Genomic DNA, 16,578 nt, shown 5'->3' with positions numbered 1-16,578 from the left:
TGCATAACAAGGAATTTGAACGCAATTTGCGTAGCATTGAGAGCTAATGATGAAAACGAAAAGTATTGTCCTTTATTTACTTGTACTGGTGTTTTCTGGTTGTGCCACTTACGCCGGCTTAAACTATGACCAGCTATTTGGGAAACCAGAAGTCCGAGAAAGAACTGTTACCCCAACCTCGCCCACTGCGGATTACTTTCTTACTGAAGTAAAACCAATCATCGATAACCGCTGTGTTGTATGTCATGCATGCTATGACGCACCTTGTCAGCTAAAATTATCCTCTGTTGATGGAATCGACCGAGGTGCTAGTAAAGAAATGGTATATCAAGGTACTCGCTTAACGGCATCTCAACCAACGCGATTGTTTGAAGACGCACAAAATACCTCTGAGTGGCGAGAACTCGGTTTCTTTCCTGTTTTGAACGAACGTCAGCAAACATTAGCTGGTAACTTGGACGCTGGACTGGTCTCTCGAATGATCACTCAAAAAGCCAGACATCCTCTTCCAGAAACGGCACAACTTGAAGGTTTTGATTTCTCTATTGATCGCACTCAAGTTTGCCCGACCATTGAAGAATATGACGCTTATGAATCAGATTATCCGCTCTGGGGAATGCCTTTTGGCATGCCTAATTTGGAACCATCGGAGTATCAAACGCTGATTGCTTGGTTGAGTGCGGGAGCAAAAATGAACGCGCCTATTCCGCTGAATGCAGAAGAACAAATGATGGTCGACAAGTATGAAGTATTATTAAACAAGAGTGCTCGCAAAAACCAACTTGCCGCTCGCTATATATATGAACATTTGTATTTGTCTCACTTGTATTTTTCAGAGATTGAGTCTCAACGTCGATTTTTCACCATTGTTCGTTCATCAACTCCTCCAGGAGAACCATTAAAACGTATCGTCACCAGAAGGCCTTATGACGCACCGGGCGTGGAACGTGTCTACTATCGTCTTGTTCCCGTTCGAAGCACCATTGTTGATAAAACCCATATGCCGTTTGCACTTAACGATCAGAAATTGGAACAATGGTATGAATGGTTTATTGAACCGGATTATGTCGTTCAGGCCTTGCCAAGCTACGACATCAATATAGCAGCTAACCCTATGACGGCCTTCAAGGACATACCTGTGAAAGCGCGTTTTAGCTTTATGTTAGACAACGCACAAAACACTATTATGGCGTATATCAAAGGGCCTGTTTGTCGCGGACAGCTTGCGCTTAATGTAATTAACGATCGTTTCTGGGTGTTCTTTTTAGATCCAGAGAAATCCGATATACCTGCGGTAAGCCAATTTTATCAAGATCAAGCTGACAACTTAAAGCTCCCTAGTGAGCTAGAAAGCAATACCGTCCCAATCACTAACTGGGTCAAGTATTCGAATCAACAGGCTCGATACCTTGAGGCTAAATCTGAGTTTATGAACACGTGGTTTAAGGGTGGAAAGCATCTGACAACTGATGTACTTTGGACCGGGGATGGCGAGAACCCAAATGCTGCGCTAACCGTCTTTAGGCATTTCGACAGTGCATCGGTTGTTCAAGGCCTAGTTGGTACTAAACCCAAAACGGCATGGATCTTAGACTATGCGCTGCTTGAGCGTATTCATTACCTACTCGTCGCAGGCTTTGATGTTTATGGGAACTTTGGCCATCAACTTATCACTCGTATGTTTATGGACTTCTTGCGTATGGAAGGAGAAAGTAACTTTTTGGCTCTGTTACCAAATACAGTTAGACATGAAGAATTCAGTAGTTGGTATCAAGACCAAAGTCCGCAATTTAGTGCTTTCTTACAACGAAACATCAAACCATTTAGTCAACCGACTCAAGAGCTTTACTTAACCACAGATTACAAATCTGAGCTATTTGACAAGATTGAAGCCAAACTTGAGCCAGTGCTGCATGACCGATTTAAAATCGTCAACACAGGTCTTTCTGCAGAAAATGAAGCCTTGCTTCAGCAGATCGATAGCATCACAGGTGAAGGACTTAAATCCGTACCACAGATCATTATGGTTATGATAGAAACCGAGTCAGGTAATGAACAGTTATTTACGCTACTGCACAATAATGCTCACATTAATATTTCGAGCTTATTTTCAGAAGAAGCCAACCGCGATTACAAGAATGACAGTCTCACATTTGTGCGTGGAGTGATCGGCAGCTACCCTGCTGCGTACCTAACTCTCAAAGAGCGCGAAATCAGAAATTTCGTTAACGAACTTAAAAATATTCAGGATGAACAGAGTTACATAAAACTGCTAGACAATTATGCAGTTAGACGTAGTAGCAATGAATTCTGGAGTTTTAGCGACCGCGTTCATGAGTTTTACCAACGCACCCAGCCTATCGAATTTGGTCTTTTGGACTATAATCGATTTGAGAACAGATAGGTGCTCTCCGGAACTCTTAGGAGGTGTATGATGAGCATTAAAGATAGCATTGAAGCCATCGAGCAACAGATATATGTTGCCTGTTCAGACGGCGACTACGAGGCCGTAAATATGTTGGAACACCAACTTGAACATTTGAGAGGACTCTCAAACAGAGGACTTGATGAAGACCCTTATGCGATTGAACATCGCACCTTTTATGAAGACGAACGGTAAACCATCAAGGACAATCTAATGCAAAGGGCTCATTTGAGCCCTTTTTCTGTTTCATGATTTAATAGTGAGCTGATCACCATACACCGAAGCGAGACGCCCATCCGGATCATATAAGGTGATTTCACCATCCTCCCAACGAAACGCGACCAAGTTATACTCGCCTACCATTTGATAGCTAGGTACTAATAAAGCTTTAACCTCAGGACGTTGTTGAAGTGCTTGATATAGAGCCCAGCCCAAAGGCTGTTTTTTCTTAAACAGCTCAAGTCGCCAACCAGGAGAGAACTCTTGATAATATAAACGTAAATCGAGTACTCCATTTATGTCGATATGGTATGAGCATAGCGTCATCGGATCGAGCAAACGTGTTGATGCGCCACCAGCTACCTCGGCAATACACGTTTCCGGCTTCAAACTTAAGTAAAGTGCTGGTGATCCCTTAGGATTGAATCGCCCACCCACGCGCGCAGCCCCTTCAGTACTTAGTGGAGACCATGCCCAAACGGGGTTGTGCATTCGATAACAAACGCCTTGATACCTAGTTAAAGGTGCAGAAAGCAGGCTGGATATCAATGGGTTGGTTTGACTCAAAATCACTCAAAAGAACCCATTTCTTTTGCTGTAATATAATCGTTCAGTGCGACTACACCGTCAGCTTTATACTGCTTAATGATCTCCGAAGGCGTCAATCTACCAAACGAGGCGATCGGTTCTCCAATAAACCATGACCAAGCCGCTTGCTCACTCGAAAACCAAGGTTGAACCCTTCTTAAAAGTGCATGGACCTCTAAAAGACGGGTTTGAATTCTCGCTTGCTTTATGCGGTCTACTCGTTTTAATGACTGAACAGGTAAGTCCACAAATAAAGCGATATGATCAACTGTCGTGTAAAACGCGTTGGCCCATAGTTTGGGATCTTCTAACCCTTCACGTTGTAAACTCAACATTGGCACCTCGACAAATTAATGACATGATATTACGTCAATTATAAGTCAATATCAGCAAGTAGTCACCTTTTGGTTCGACCTGTATATTTATCCAGCACTGCTATCAGTGAGTCTACGGACATTCTCTGAGCCGCAACCAAAGGTTCCAGCAGTTCTAAATATCGTCCAAGTTGATCTTCTGAAGATTCGATGGATAAACAGATTTCAAAAAGTCTACTTAAGCCAAGAGAGCCTGCAGAGCCCTTCATTTTGTGGGCTAACGCCTTAATATCTTTAGCATTATCAATTTGTGCAGCTTGTTCTAACTCGTGTAATGTCTGCTCACTTGTACGAGTAAATGCGTCTACAATCTTGGCCATTCTTTCGATTCCTAGCACTTTGATGTCTGCCTCAATAACACTAGGATCGATAATACCCGTTTGTTCAATAGCAGGTTCTTCATGAGTAGAAATTACATGTTCTTCATTTTTCATTTCGAAATCGCGGCCTTTTAACTTCGTTTGTATCATCTCTTTTAACGCTTCCCTATCTACGGGTTTCGGAAGGTAGCCATCAAAACCTGCTTCTAAGTAGCTCTCAACTTCCTCACTAAATACGTGAGCAGAAACGGCGATCATAGGCGCATGATGTTTTTGTGCTTGAGAATCTTCGATTTCACGAAGTTGATGCATTAGGTCAACGCCATTGCAGTCAGGAAGGTTGATATCAACTAGGACGATATCAAAGTCGTTATGAGAAAAAATATGTTTTGCATCATGGCCACTTTCAGCGCAAATGACATGGTGTCCCATATTCATTAAAAAGCCTTCAGCCACCATTGCGTTAACCGCATTATCTTCAATCAACAGGATGCGGCCATTTACCGTTTTAGTGATACCAAGCGGTTGGATTATTTCTTGTTTATCTATAGTGCATTGCTCCAGTGGAACAACAAACCAAAAGCGGCTACCTTCTTCTAAGTAGGAGTCAACGTAAATTGCCCCATTCATCGCTTTGACCAATTTTTGGCTGATCGCTAAGCCAAGCCCAGTGCCGCCTGCAGTCGAATACCCATTTTCAGCTTGAGTAAATGCGTCAAATAGATTGAGCTGATCCTCAGGGCTGATACCAACTCCTGTATCTGAGACCTCAATCATGACACACGTTTCGTCATCTGGATCGAGTGAGACGTATATATCCACTTGGCCGGAAGGTGTAAACTTAATAGCATTACCAACGAGATTATTAAGCACTTGGCTTAATCGAGTTACATCGCCACAATAGACATCAGACACGTCACTTTCGATATGAAATTTAAAGTCGAGACCTTTCTCTAAAGCTTTGCCTAACATAAGTTGATAGCAGTCTTGGATCATACGATAAAGATCAAACGGCTTATTTCTGATTTCTAAATGCCCTGCTTCTATTTTAGAGTAATCGAGCACATCATTGAGAATCGCAAGCAGGTTCTGACCACTTCGATTAATGACATCCAGAAACTTCTGTTGCTGGTTGTTTAGTGGTGTCTCTTCCATTAAAGCCGCTGTACCTAGAACTCCATTCATAGGAGTGCGTATTTCGTGACTCATTGTCGCCAAGAATGCTGATTTAGCGCGGTTGGCCTGTTCCGCAGCATTTCTCGCTTTAGCGTGGTTAAGAACTTCTTGATTTAATCGTTCATTACTCTTCTGAAGTTGTAACGTTCGATCCGCTACTATCTCTTCAAGATGTTCTTTGTGCTCTTGAAGCTCTCTTTTTGCCGCTGCTTCGGCCTCAGCAACCACTTTGAGTGCCTGAGCAGTATTGCGAGCGGTGATGATGGCTTGTCCCATATGAGCAAGTTCATCATTACCCTTGACGGTGACATCCACCTTTAACTGGCCTTTAGCAATGGAAAGTAGTGCTGATGAGTATTCACCTAGACGTTTCACTACGGACACATAAACCACTCGCCATACAATCAAAACAACAACGACAAAACCTGCAATAGATAAAAGAGTTAACGTCCATTGCGCAAAACTTAATGTCGAAGATAGCTCAGCCACTGCTTTCGTGGTCGCCGCATTTGATTGATCGACCAACTTAGACACCGTGGAGTTTAACGACGTAAACTGTTCTAGGGTCTCTTGCATCAACGTCTTAGAGCGTTGTCTAACATTGTGTTTCTGAGTAAGTAATGAGAAAACGCGCTTTCCTTGAGATAGTTCAGCCAAAAGCTCACTCATTTGCTTAGAACGAGCTGGGTCTTCAACCCCTTTGACTCGTCTTGTCATAATACTGATGTTGTTTTGGTAGTCCTTCTGCAGTTCTTCAATTCGGCCGAGATCTGAAACGGTACGACTCTCCTCAATTTGATTTAGAGTCTTAAAAGCCAATAAGTGCAACTCATGTAATCGTTCCGACAAGTCAAGGTCGACTTCTACCAAACTGTCTAGCGCATCTAGGGCATCGGCTTTATTTTCTTGCTCCAGTAAGCGATATATGTGAGTGACGTTCGCAACGGCGATAGTACTGGTGTTAAGAACCTGAGTGCGCGTTAGCTGCTCGAGTTCTTCTGCTTTTACTCTTAGAAGCTCGACTTCATCATCAATAGACTGATCCAATGTAATAGATTGCTCCACAGCAACTCCAAGCTCGACAAGACTATCAATAATAGATTGGACATAGTTCTCAAGCTCGTTGAGCAATTGCGAATCAAATGAGTCTGAACCTAACGTTTTTATATGAGTGAGGAGCGCTTCCAAACGTGAAAACAACACCTTGCCGGCTTCTTGGTGTTGTTCTTTGGTTTTCGCATTAGACAAGGTTTGGACAGAAGCGATGATACGAGTACTCAACTCTGACACTTCACGCGCTTCGAGCATTGAAGGAATAGCGGTATCGACAACATTGCGCTCTGTTTTAGCAACAAAAGAGAACCCTGATACACCGATAGCCGTTGATAGCAGAACCAACATCGCCATAACAAGAAACGAGAATAATAATTTACGGCCAATACTGGCTTTAGCGAGTAACATTAACCACTCCGGCAGAATCCACTTCTTTACTCTTTGATAGTACGCTATATTTTGCAGTGTTGAAGATAGAGATGCCACTAAACGATTAACCAATGTCAAAAAAAAACATATTCCATTCCATTTTCTCTGCTGCCTTGCTCATTTCTAGCTCGCAAGCCATCGCGTCTCAAGAAAAGATCTGTGCAATTTATCCTCACCTCAAAGATTCCTATTGGCTATCCGTTAACTACGGCATGGTTCAAGAAGCCAAAGAGCAAAAAGTAGAGTTGAAAGTGTTAGAGTCTGGTGGCTACCCTAATATTGATAAACAAAGGGCTCAGTTAAGTGCTTGTCGTCAATGGAACGCGGATGCCATTATACTGGGCACCGTCTCGCCTACCGCATTCACACACGATTTATCGGTCTATACAGGTGATGTACCAGTTTTTGCAACCGTTAATCACCTTGTCGTCGACAAACAACAATCTAAACACGTGAAAGGCGTGGTTGGCGTTGATTGGTATTGGATGGGTTACAGAGTTGGAGATTATCTTGCCAAGAAACACCCCAAGGGCTCAGGAAGCACCCCTGTAGCATTGCTGCCTGGTCCTCGATCTAGTGGTGGCACGAAGCCCGTCATTCTTGGGTTTCTCGAAGCTATCAAAGATAGCGACATCAATGTAGTAGAAACTCTATGGGCTGACAATGATAAAGAGTTACAGCGTAACTTGGTTCAAAAGGTTATAGAGGACCACGATAGTCTGGCCTATATTGTTGGGAGCGCTGTTGCGATTGAAGCAGCAATCAGTGAACTACGAAGTTCTGGGAAAGAAGATAGTATTGAGCTTTTGTCCATCTACCTCAGTCACGGTGTTTACCGTGGGTTACTGCGAGATAAAGTTCAACTAGCTCCAACAGACAAAATGGTTGAACAAGGTCGCCTCTCATTGCTCCAAGCCACTTCTTACTTGAGAGGTATTCCATTTCAAAAAGACCAAGCACCGAGTATTGAAGTACTTTCACCGACACACTTATCGAGTCTAGCGATTGAAAAATCACTATCTCCTACAGGCTACCGACCTGTCTTCTCAGTCCAAGGAGATTAACTGTCACAGATATCAGTTATCTTCATTGATACTGAGTAATACAACTATTAACATCAAAGTATCTGAATACCTTTCAATTCCAATAATCAATGTGACAATACTCGGTTATTGGAATTGGAAGATAAACACTTAGGAATTGAGTCAAATGCAAAAAACCATTCGTACCATGCCAGCACATAAACACATTGCATTGGTCGCACATGACCATTACAAACCAGAATTGCTGCGTTGGGTACAAGAGAACAAAGAAAAGTTACAAGGTCACTTTTTGTACGCCACTGGCACCACTGGTCACATGTTAAGTAAAGAGACCGGCTTAGCAATCAAAAGTATGATTAGTGGCCCAATGGGTGGCGACCAACAAATCGGTGCGTTGATCTCTGAAGGTAAATTAGACATGCTGATTTTCTTCTGGGACCCACTAAACGCGGTGCCGCATGATCCTGATGTTAAAGCCCTACTGCGTATCGCTAGCGTTTGGAATATCCCTGTCGCCACAAACCGTGCAACGGCCAACTTCTTGTTTGAGTCCAACCTTCTAGAGCAAGAAGTTGAAATCGAAGTTCCAGATTACGATGCGTATTTAGCTGAGCGAGTCTAGGCATTCAAACAAAGCGCCAGTAACTTACTGGCGCTGTCAATTTGCTACTTTAACTCCGAGCTAAATGTTCCAACAGTGCAACATTCACTTGCTCAGCCGCCTCAAACTGCAATACGTGACCAGCATTCTTCAATAACACTAATGTTGTTTTTTCACCCAACATGTCAACTACCCTGCTAGCATCTTTAACTGGTATTACTTTGTCTTGATCACCCCAAATAACCAATTTGTTTATGCCACTTCGCCCAACTACTTTATAATCTTCGCTAGGGTCTTTGGAAATTAGGTTAATAGCCGTATCGATAATGGCTCTTCTGAAACCTCTGAATTGCATTTGCTCTGCAAACCTCTTTTCCCAATTTGGCTGTTTTTCCGGATAGACTAAATCATTAAGTTGATTGGCGGCAAGCTTCGGAATAAAGAAACTATATCCAAGCCATTTGCCAATGACAGGTAATGTCAATGAACCAAGGTCAATAGGCTGATTAAACGGTGCAATGTAACCCACACTCAGTACTTTGTGTGGGAATGTTGAAGTGTAGCCCGACACTATTGCGCCTCCCATAGACAAACCAATCAAGTGAAATTTATCCTTCGGCACAACTGCCTGCGTTAACTGTTCTATCTGGTTAACAAATAGTTGGCAATCATAGGTTGTATTAGGTCGATCACTGAAACCGCGTCCATACAAATCAAACGTAAGCACTCTGTAGCCTGCACTAACAAGCGAAGATATGTTTTTCTCCCACATATATGAGGGTGCGGAAAAACCATGAACCAGCACCACTACCTCGCCACATTCGTCACTTTGTAATTCATAATGAACATAACCCTCTGACAGTTTAATCACTCTCCCTGGCACCAGAGCTCGACTATATTGGTCGAGGGAACCCTTCTCTGTATTACGAATAATGGGTAACAATAAAGCAGCAAATATAAGAATTGAAATAGAGATAAGTAGCATCGAAACACTCGCGTAATTTAGGTTTACTCATAGTAGGTGTTTCGTTGTGATGGTTCACCTAATAAAGCGAACAAAGTATGCCTTTATTTAATAGTACAATGGCATTGCTATCTTTCGTGACGTTATATGTGTCCCCGCAATGCCATTGTTAAAAAGACTAGGTCTAGAAAAACTAAGACAGATAGTTGTTCATTTCATGTAGGAGTTTTTCTCTGCGAACAGGCTTTGGCACATAAGCATCCATTCCTGCATCAAAACACTTCTGAATATCATCATCGACCACACTGGCTGTTAACGCGATTATTGGCGTTGGGTTCAATCCATTCTCTTTCTCGTACGAGCGTATATCCTGTGTTGCATGAAAGCCATCCTTTATTGGCATCATACAGTCCATCAAAATGACATCGAACTTACCTTGACTGATAAATAGCTCCAATGCTTCTTGGCCATCAGCCGCTATCACGTAATCAAACCCAGCTTTTTTGAGATGTAGTGATGCAACCTTCTGATTAACTAAATTATCTTCCACCAACAGAACTCTTCCAGAAGAGTGAGCATCAGACACTGATTGAGTCTCTTCCGGTCCTGGATTAGATTTAGGTGTCTGTTCAATCGATATCTTGTTATCGAGTACGATAGGACTATCAACCGCGCCTTTAAGCTCAATCGCCGACACAATCTTTTCTTTGAGTATTTCGGCTTTGAAGGGCTTAGGAACATAATCATCCATACCCGAGTCAAAACACTTCTGAATGTCATCATCGACTACACTAGCTGTCAAAGCAATAATTGGAGTCCGAGGTAGATGATTATTAGATTCGTAACTGCGTATTTTTTCTGTCGCTTCGAATCCGTCCATAATAGGCATCATACAGTCCATCAAAATAAACGCGTAGCTCGTATCTTTCTTGTAATGCTCAATAGCTTCTACACCGTTGTTCGCAACATCATATTCAAGCCCCATTTTATTAAGGTGCAGGCTAGCTACTTTTTGATTCACGATATTATCTTCAACTAATAAGACTTTGACTCGTTTAGTAGCATAAGTGTCGATGTTTGGAGTAGCTAGCCCTTTATCTAACGTCCGACAGCACGCCTCGAGCGATTTCAAAAGTCGATTACCCAGTAAAGGGTAAGTAATGAGTGCGCAAATGTTATTGCCAAAGTCCTTATTCGAGCTTTCAAACTGTCTGATTAAACATATTGCCGTTCGGTTAGCTTGGATCTCTGCAAAGCGTGTTTCATCCTTATCAGAACTGACATCTCCACCTTCAACATAAATTAATAAAGTTTTCTTCTGTGGATTGAGTAAGTCAGCCTCTTGAATTGAGCGACAAACCCGAGCAATGTTCAGCTGATAAAAGTCGAGTTCAGCACGTAAACGGCGTTCATAGGCCGACGCATCACAAACAATAACGAGCTCATCGAAGAGTAATGGACTGCGGTGCTGGTACTCTTTTTCATCAATGGCCAATTCTAGTGTGAAGTAAAAGCGACTCCCTACTCCCTTCACTGAATCAAGTTGGATTTCCCCTCCCATTAATTCAATCAATTGAGTGCTGATCGCTAATCCAAGACCCGTACCTCCAAACTGTCGCGTTGTGGAGTCATCTTCTTGAGCAAACGCTTCAAAGATTTTGGATTGCCTTTCTTTGTCGATGCCAATACCCGAATCCTGAACTTCAAACATCAACGACGCCATGTTATTAGACTCGCCTTGATAGTGTACTCCTATGGTAACACTACCTTTATCAGTGAATTTAACGGCATTAGACATAAAGTTCATTAACACTTGACGCATGCGATGATCATCAGCAAGAACACGAAACGGAACGTTCTGGTCGATATCAACGTTTAGCTCTATGCCTTTCTCTTTGACTTTTGGTGCCACGATCGATGCGATGTCATAAATCGTTTCCCGTATAGAAGTGGAGTGCGGGTTGATTTGAAGCATCCCTGATTCAATCTTCGAAAAGTCTAGGATGTCATTGATTAGGCTTAATAGCAGCTGGGATGAGGTCTCAATCGTATCAACGTAATCTTTTTGAGTAGCAGTCAAGTCTGTATCAGACAAGACTTCAGAAATACCAATAACACCGTTTAGAGGGGTACGAATTTCATGTGACATGTTTGCTAAAAAACTACTCTTTGCTTTACTTGCTTCGATGGCATTTTCTTTCGCATGCTCGGCTGCGTTTTTAGCTTCAAGCAGATTACGTTGACTCTCTTGCTGTTCGTTCGTCAACCTTTCGACCTCACGAGCAAAGCGGCTCAATTCGTCTTTACCGCCAATTCGAGCCGTAAGCGGTATGTCTCCAGTACTTTTTTCATTCTCCAAGTAAGATAGAACCAAACTCAAATTACGAGTTACACGATGAGCAAGACTTATCCCAATACCGACCACTAAGATGGTTAGAACGCCAACTAGTGTTAAAAAAAGCAGTCTTTGTTTTTCAAAACCAGAGACAAGTTCTCTAATTTCACTTCTAAGTTGTACCTCAATAGACTGAGACACGCCCTGAATTAGATTGAGCCTCAAGTCTAGCGCTTCCATTCCAAGCTTAATATCAGCTACAGATAAAGCGTTTGCACTCTTGGTGTTTAAAAGCTGCTCTCTAAAAACACTGCTTTGCTCAAAAGCAGCGTTAGAAAAGGCTTTCAATAGCAAACTAACTTGAGTTTCATCCGCATTTATCGCGATAAACCTTTCTACAAAAAGTTGCTGGCTCTGCACTAAGTTAATTATCGACTCTCTTGCTGATAGCATAGCTTCACTGTTTAGTTGATTGCCATTTACTAACGCATTGATCTGCCAGATTTCTTCTCCAGCCCAGAACATTAGCCACTCTAACTGTGCGAGAGATACCAAGTGCCCATCGACTTGTGGAATAACAGCCGTTAATGGAGTTTTCTCTACAAACAACAGTAATTGCTTGTAACTCTCATTTTGCCAATCAACTAGCTCATGGGTCTCCATTATATCTTGGCTATCTCTAATCGATTCAAGCGTTTCAAAATAATCAACAAGAAGGTTATCAATCCGCTTTAAATCTTCTACACCGTATATTTTTGCCGCATATTGTTGGAGAGAATCAAGCACAGGGGAAAGCTCAACAGTCGCCTTTTCAAGTCGCGTAGAATTTGACTGTGATTGTGTATCGGAAAGAATTTCAGAAAAGCGTACTAACGCTTCTACTTTTTCAAGGTTGTTTAGTTGGAGATTTAGGGTAGAAATCTGACGAGATGCCAAGAAAATAATCAGCACTATCGGTAACAACACAAGTAAAACCATTTTGCGTTGAACCGACAAGTTATTCCAAAAGTTAAGTTGCCTCATTCCCTTGCCCAACTAAAGTTTAGATACTTTGAGTGTAGGACATCATGGAGACAGGTCGAACTAATCGACTAATTTAATGATAATTTTCACCAGAAGTCTGTTATCGCCACCACTTAATACTCTCGTCCCGCTCAGGATCCAAACATCGATTTAGGTAGTTTAATACAGTGTCGAATAAAGAAAGATCGTTCTCTATGTCACTGGTGTTCTCTGTTGATGATGTTCTTTCAACTGCTGCCTTCAAGGCCGGCAGTTGGTCATACAACACAGCATGAGATGTAGGTGAAACGAGATCTTCTAACTGCGCTAATGCACGATGGGCAATGGATAACGGTTTTACGATTACTTCAGATAAAGGACGTCTAAACACCTTATCCCTAACCCCCTCCAAATAAACACGGTAAGTCGTCAGTTCATCGAGCAAGAGAAACAACTGTCCATTTACACAGTGGTGAGGATAAGGTACTGGGAAATGTGACTTTATGTCAGATGAGATCGTTAAATTCAACCCTGCACGCTGGCATTCGGATTTTAGGTAGCGTAGCAAGCCTTGCTCATCGAGTAAGGACTGGATGGTAAACATCCTTTCCAAGTGGTAGTCATTCGAAACAAACTTCACTTCAATTTTCGCACCATTTTGTAGCAATTCACTTTCTAAGAGTACTTCTGACAAGTGAATGATGTTTTCCACCGTACTTGTTGATTTCTCTTCGAGCAAAACAGCGCCAATGTTGGAATTATCCATCGATGAAAGACCAGCTTCAAACGCTTCAAACATTAATCGAGCCTCAGAAACTGACTGTCCATTCGTCACGCCACCACAAAAGGCAATAATCGATGAGCTACAGTCACTGCTGCCAACATGACGCAAGATTTCTTCAACTCTAGACACTCCTTCCAGAGTGAGTGCATTGTTGTTGAGGCGCTTTCCTAGAACAACGATAAGTTGATCGAACTCCTTTTCTTTCACCGATGTCGTCCTTTAAATAATTTCCCAAGAGTGAGTCATTTCAACACCAGCACCAAGCATGAGACATACCGAGCAATATTTCTCTAATGAATCTTTGGTTAACTTAGCCACTAAGGCTTCGTCAAGATTGTCACCACTGACTTCGAAATGAATGTTAATCGCGGTAAAGATTCTTGGTGCTGTTTCACGACGTTCTGTCGTTAGCTTCGCATTTACCGATGTTACGGCTTGGTTTTCTGACTTTAATCCGTCTACCACATCAACTGAGCTACAACCACCTGCTGCCATTAAAACCATTTCCATCGGACTTGGTGCGGTATCACCCCCACTGCCATCCATCACGATGGAATGACCAGATTGAGATTGTCCTAAAAACTTGAATCCTTCGATCCATTTCACTTCCGCTTGCATATAAACCTCTGCAGTCCGACTGATTGTAAGGACTGAGATAGTAACCGATAAAACGGCAATTTGAAATTTTTCCCCATGCCACTCTGTCTACTAGAAATAACAAACACTACTTAATTTGGAGCTTAAATGACGAACTTCACCAAACTACTTGTTGCGTTAGTAGCGGCCGTTCCAGTTTTTTGGCTTATGGTACCGAGCAAGGGGATGGCTGACTCACCCAAAACAAAAGGAGCGAATCAAGAGGTCGCGACTTTAGCGGGTGGCTGTTTCTGGTGTACTGAATCAGATTTAGAGCAATTACATGGCGTGACAGAAGTTGTATCTGGTTATGCGGGTGGTCAACAGCAAAACCCGACATACCGACAAGTCGCGAGTGGCAAATCAGGTCATATTGAAGTTGTTCAAGTAAGCTATCATGCTGACGAAGTCTCTTACGAGCAAGTTCTTGACTACTTCTTTCGTCATATTGATCCAACTGATGATAAAGGCTCATTCGTAGACCGAGGGCCGCAATATCGCCCTGCTATTTTCTACCATAACACCGAGCAAAAGCAGATTGCGGAGCGATTTATGTCCGAGATAGACACACTCGGTGTGTTTCAAAAACCTCTCGCTACCGAGTTGATTGCTTTTGATACTTTCTGGCCTGCGGAGGAATACCATCAGGATTTTTATAAAAAAAGTAGCTTGAAATACAAATACTATCGATACAATTCTGGTCGCGACCAATACTTAGATGAGATTTTCGGTGAAGACAGAAAAGATAACCCAATGACCCTTCGCCAAATGATAGATAACCAAATGAATAAGACTTCGGTAAAGCGTTATACCAGGCCAGATAACAATGAAATCAAACAGACCCTTACTGACTTACAGTTCTATGTTACTCAAGAAGATGGTACAGAAAAGCCATTCAACAATGAATATTGGGATAACAAAGAGGATGGTATCTACGTAGATGTTGTTAGCGGAGAGCCTCTATTTTCTTCCACTGACAAGTACAAGTCGGGAACCGGCTGGCCTAGCTTCACTAAGCCCATAGACGAGGGTTACATTGTCACAAACACTGATTACAAGATGATTTTTCCAAGAACTGAAGTAAGAAGCAGATTTGCAGATTCTCATCTTGGGCATGTGTTTAAAGATGGCCCCGCGCCTACAGGACTGCGTTACTGCATGAACTCAGCGGCAATGCGTTTTATTCCAAAATCAAAGCTTGCACAGCAAGGTTATGAACAATACTTAGCTTTGTTTGACCAATAAGTGGGCAGCATAAACCTATGCTGCAAGTGTTGCTCATTTTTCAAAGGTTGAACGCACGCGATACCAGTCTACTCTCGGTATCGCGTTTCTTTTTGTATTGAAAAAATGGTTTATTGCCATAAAATAAAAATCACTTTCTGCATGTACTATCCTTATTAATCTGAGTAATATCCGTTAATTACGATTCATTTACTCATTGTTTGATCTGAACAAATACATTGAGTTAATAGAAAGGTTTCTAACGGCGATGAACAGTTCTATGGATACGCTACAAAACTATATTCAATCTTTTGGCTACGATCTATTAAGTAATCTACTACTTATCACTGGCAGTAGTTTCCTTCTTTGGGTTGTTTGGCGAATATTCTATGGGCGACTTGAAGCACTGACACAAAGAACCAGTCTTGTATGGGATGATCTACTCATCAAAGCGGTTAAGTCTCCTATTAGTGTCCTCATTTGGCTCTGGCCTGCAACCGTATCTATTGGGTTAGTTCTGACCTCTCATACAGAAACAGATACGAGTTGGTTAAATAAGGTCGACTTACTGCTTGTTATATCAACCTTTATCTGGATTTTTCTTCGACTTATTCAAAACGTTGAAGAGCATGTCTTGGCTCAGAAAAAACGCGATGAGACGACCGTTCAGGCCATAGCAAAAGTAGCGCGCTTGTTTTTTATCTCCATAGGCATATTGACGGTAATGCAGGCGCTAGGCCTCAGTCTATCAGGCTTACTTACCTTTGGTGGCGTCGGTGGCTTAATTGTTGGTCTTGCGGCTAAAGACCTACTGTCTAATTTCTTTGGCGGCATGATGATTTATTTTGACCGCCCATTTAAGGTCGGTGACTGGATACGCTCTCCAGACCGCGCAATAGAAGGAACAGTGGAACGTATTGGTTGGAGAATGACCATTATTCGTACCTTTGATAAAAGACCACTCTATGTTCCAAACTCTGTTTTCAGCAACATTGTCGTTGAGAATCCCTCACGTATGCTTAATCGCAGAATCTATGAAACGATTGGTCTTCGTTATGACGATGGAGACAAAGTTAGTCAGATTGTTGATGAAGTGAAAACCATGCTAGAAAATCATAAAGATATCGACACCAAACAGACACTGATGGTGAATTTCGATAAATTTGGTCCTTCTTCGCTTAACTTTTTTATCTATACCTTTACCAAAACAGTAAACTGGGCTCGCTATCATGAAGTAAAGCAAGATGTCTTATTACAAGTAATGGACATTATTAAGAAAAATGACGCTGATATTGCCTACCCTACGCAAACTTTGAAACTTGATCCTGTCTCGATTCATGAACACCCCACTGTGAAAGACATCATTGTCGAGTGACTTTAAAAGGGAGCATTTAATGCTCCCTTT

General features: G+C 42.1%; 13 protein-coding genes. 6 read left to right on the top strand and 7 right to left on the bottom strand.

Translation table 11 applies throughout. The annotated features are described in order from the left end of the window. Nucleotides 1-49 precede the first annotated feature (49 nt). Nucleotides 50-2,404 carry a fatty acid cis/trans isomerase gene (locus OH456_RS05165; protein WP_270033070.1) on the top strand — a complete coding sequence of 785 codons (2,355 nt, stop codon included), beginning with the start codon at nucleotides 50-52 and terminating at the stop codon, nucleotides 2,402-2,404. A gap of 30 nt (nucleotides 2,405-2,434) precedes the next feature. Beyond that, on the top strand, nucleotides 2,435-2,620 hold the full coding sequence (locus OH456_RS05160; protein ID WP_006074903.1) for a hypothetical protein: 186 nt from the start codon (nucleotides 2,435-2,437) through the stop codon (nucleotides 2,618-2,620). Nucleotides 2,621-2,671: 51 nt separating this feature from the next. On the opposite strand, the gene OH456_RS05155 is transcribed toward OH456_RS05160, so the two are convergent. The 3 genes from OH456_RS05155 to torS form a co-directional block, all read right to left on the bottom strand. Further along, complete coding sequence (locus OH456_RS05155; protein WP_270032956.1) at nucleotides 2,672-3,136, bottom strand: RES family NAD+ phosphorylase; 465 nt, start codon at nucleotides 3,134-3,136, stop codon at nucleotides 2,672-2,674. 77 nt (nucleotides 3,137-3,213) lie between these two features. Next, nucleotides 3,214-3,567, bottom strand: coding sequence for a hypothetical protein (locus OH456_RS05150; RefSeq protein ID WP_062461522.1), 354 nt, complete (start codon nucleotides 3,565-3,567; stop codon nucleotides 3,214-3,216). A 62-nt stretch (nucleotides 3,568-3,629) separates the two neighbouring features. Further along, nucleotides 3,630-6,563 (bottom strand): TMAO reductase system sensor histidine kinase/response regulator TorS, encoded by a 2,934-nt coding sequence (gene torS, locus OH456_RS05145; protein WP_270032955.1) that lies wholly within the window; start codon nucleotides 6,561-6,563, stop codon nucleotides 3,630-3,632. 92 nt (nucleotides 6,564-6,655) lie between these two features. On the opposite strand from torS, the gene torT reads away from it, so the two are divergent. Both torT and OH456_RS05135 read left to right on the top strand, forming a co-directional pair. Further along, nucleotides 6,656-7,648: a TMAO reductase system periplasmic protein TorT gene (gene torT, locus OH456_RS05140; protein WP_270032954.1), complete on the top strand. Its 993-nt coding sequence runs from the start codon at nucleotides 6,656-6,658 to the stop codon at nucleotides 7,646-7,648. A gap of 145 nt (nucleotides 7,649-7,793) precedes the next feature. After that, nucleotides 7,794-8,249, top strand: a complete 456-nt coding sequence (locus tag OH456_RS05135) for a methylglyoxal synthase (RefSeq protein WP_006074898.1) — start codon at nucleotides 7,794-7,796, stop codon at nucleotides 8,247-8,249. 49 nt (nucleotides 8,250-8,298) lie between these two features. Here OH456_RS05135 and OH456_RS05130 read toward each other — a convergent pair whose 3' ends face one another. From OH456_RS05130 to OH456_RS05115, 4 genes are all read right to left on the bottom strand, one after another. Next, complete coding sequence (locus OH456_RS05130; protein WP_270032953.1) at nucleotides 8,299-9,213, bottom strand: alpha/beta fold hydrolase; 915 nt, start codon at nucleotides 9,211-9,213, stop codon at nucleotides 8,299-8,301. 172 nt (nucleotides 9,214-9,385) lie between these two features. Continuing rightward, nucleotides 9,386-12,550 carry a response regulator gene (locus OH456_RS05125; protein WP_270032952.1) on the bottom strand — a complete coding sequence of 1,055 codons (3,165 nt, stop codon included), beginning with the start codon at nucleotides 12,548-12,550 and terminating at the stop codon, nucleotides 9,386-9,388. 100 nt (nucleotides 12,551-12,650) lie between these two features. Beyond that, nucleotides 12,651-13,520, bottom strand: coding sequence for a YdcF family protein (locus tag OH456_RS05120; RefSeq protein WP_270032951.1), 870 nt, complete (start codon nucleotides 13,518-13,520; stop codon nucleotides 12,651-12,653). A gap of 12 nt (nucleotides 13,521-13,532) precedes the next feature. After that, nucleotides 13,533-13,931 carry an OsmC family protein gene (locus tag OH456_RS05115; RefSeq protein ID WP_270032950.1) on the bottom strand — a complete coding sequence of 133 codons (399 nt, stop codon included), beginning with the start codon at nucleotides 13,929-13,931 and terminating at the stop codon, nucleotides 13,533-13,535. A 126-nt stretch (nucleotides 13,932-14,057) separates the two neighbouring features. On the opposite strand from OH456_RS05115, the gene msrB reads away from it, so the two are divergent. After that, nucleotides 14,058-15,194, top strand: a complete 1,137-nt coding sequence (gene msrB / locus OH456_RS05110) for a peptide-methionine (R)-S-oxide reductase MsrB (protein ID WP_270032949.1) — start codon at nucleotides 14,058-14,060, stop codon at nucleotides 15,192-15,194. Nucleotides 15,195-15,453: 259 nt separating this feature from the next. Continuing rightward, a complete protein-coding gene (locus OH456_RS05105) occupies nucleotides 15,454-16,548 on the top strand; it encodes a mechanosensitive ion channel family protein (protein WP_443088625.1) in 1,095 nt (364 codons plus the stop codon). The last annotated feature ends 30 nt before the right edge of the window (nucleotides 16,549-16,578 follow it).

The organism is Vibrio sp. La 4.2.2, assembly GCF_027586995.1.
GTDB lineage: Bacteria > Pseudomonadota > Gammaproteobacteria > Enterobacterales > Vibrionaceae > Vibrio > Vibrio mediterranei.
This window is presented reverse-complemented; position numbering and strand designations above follow the sequence as displayed.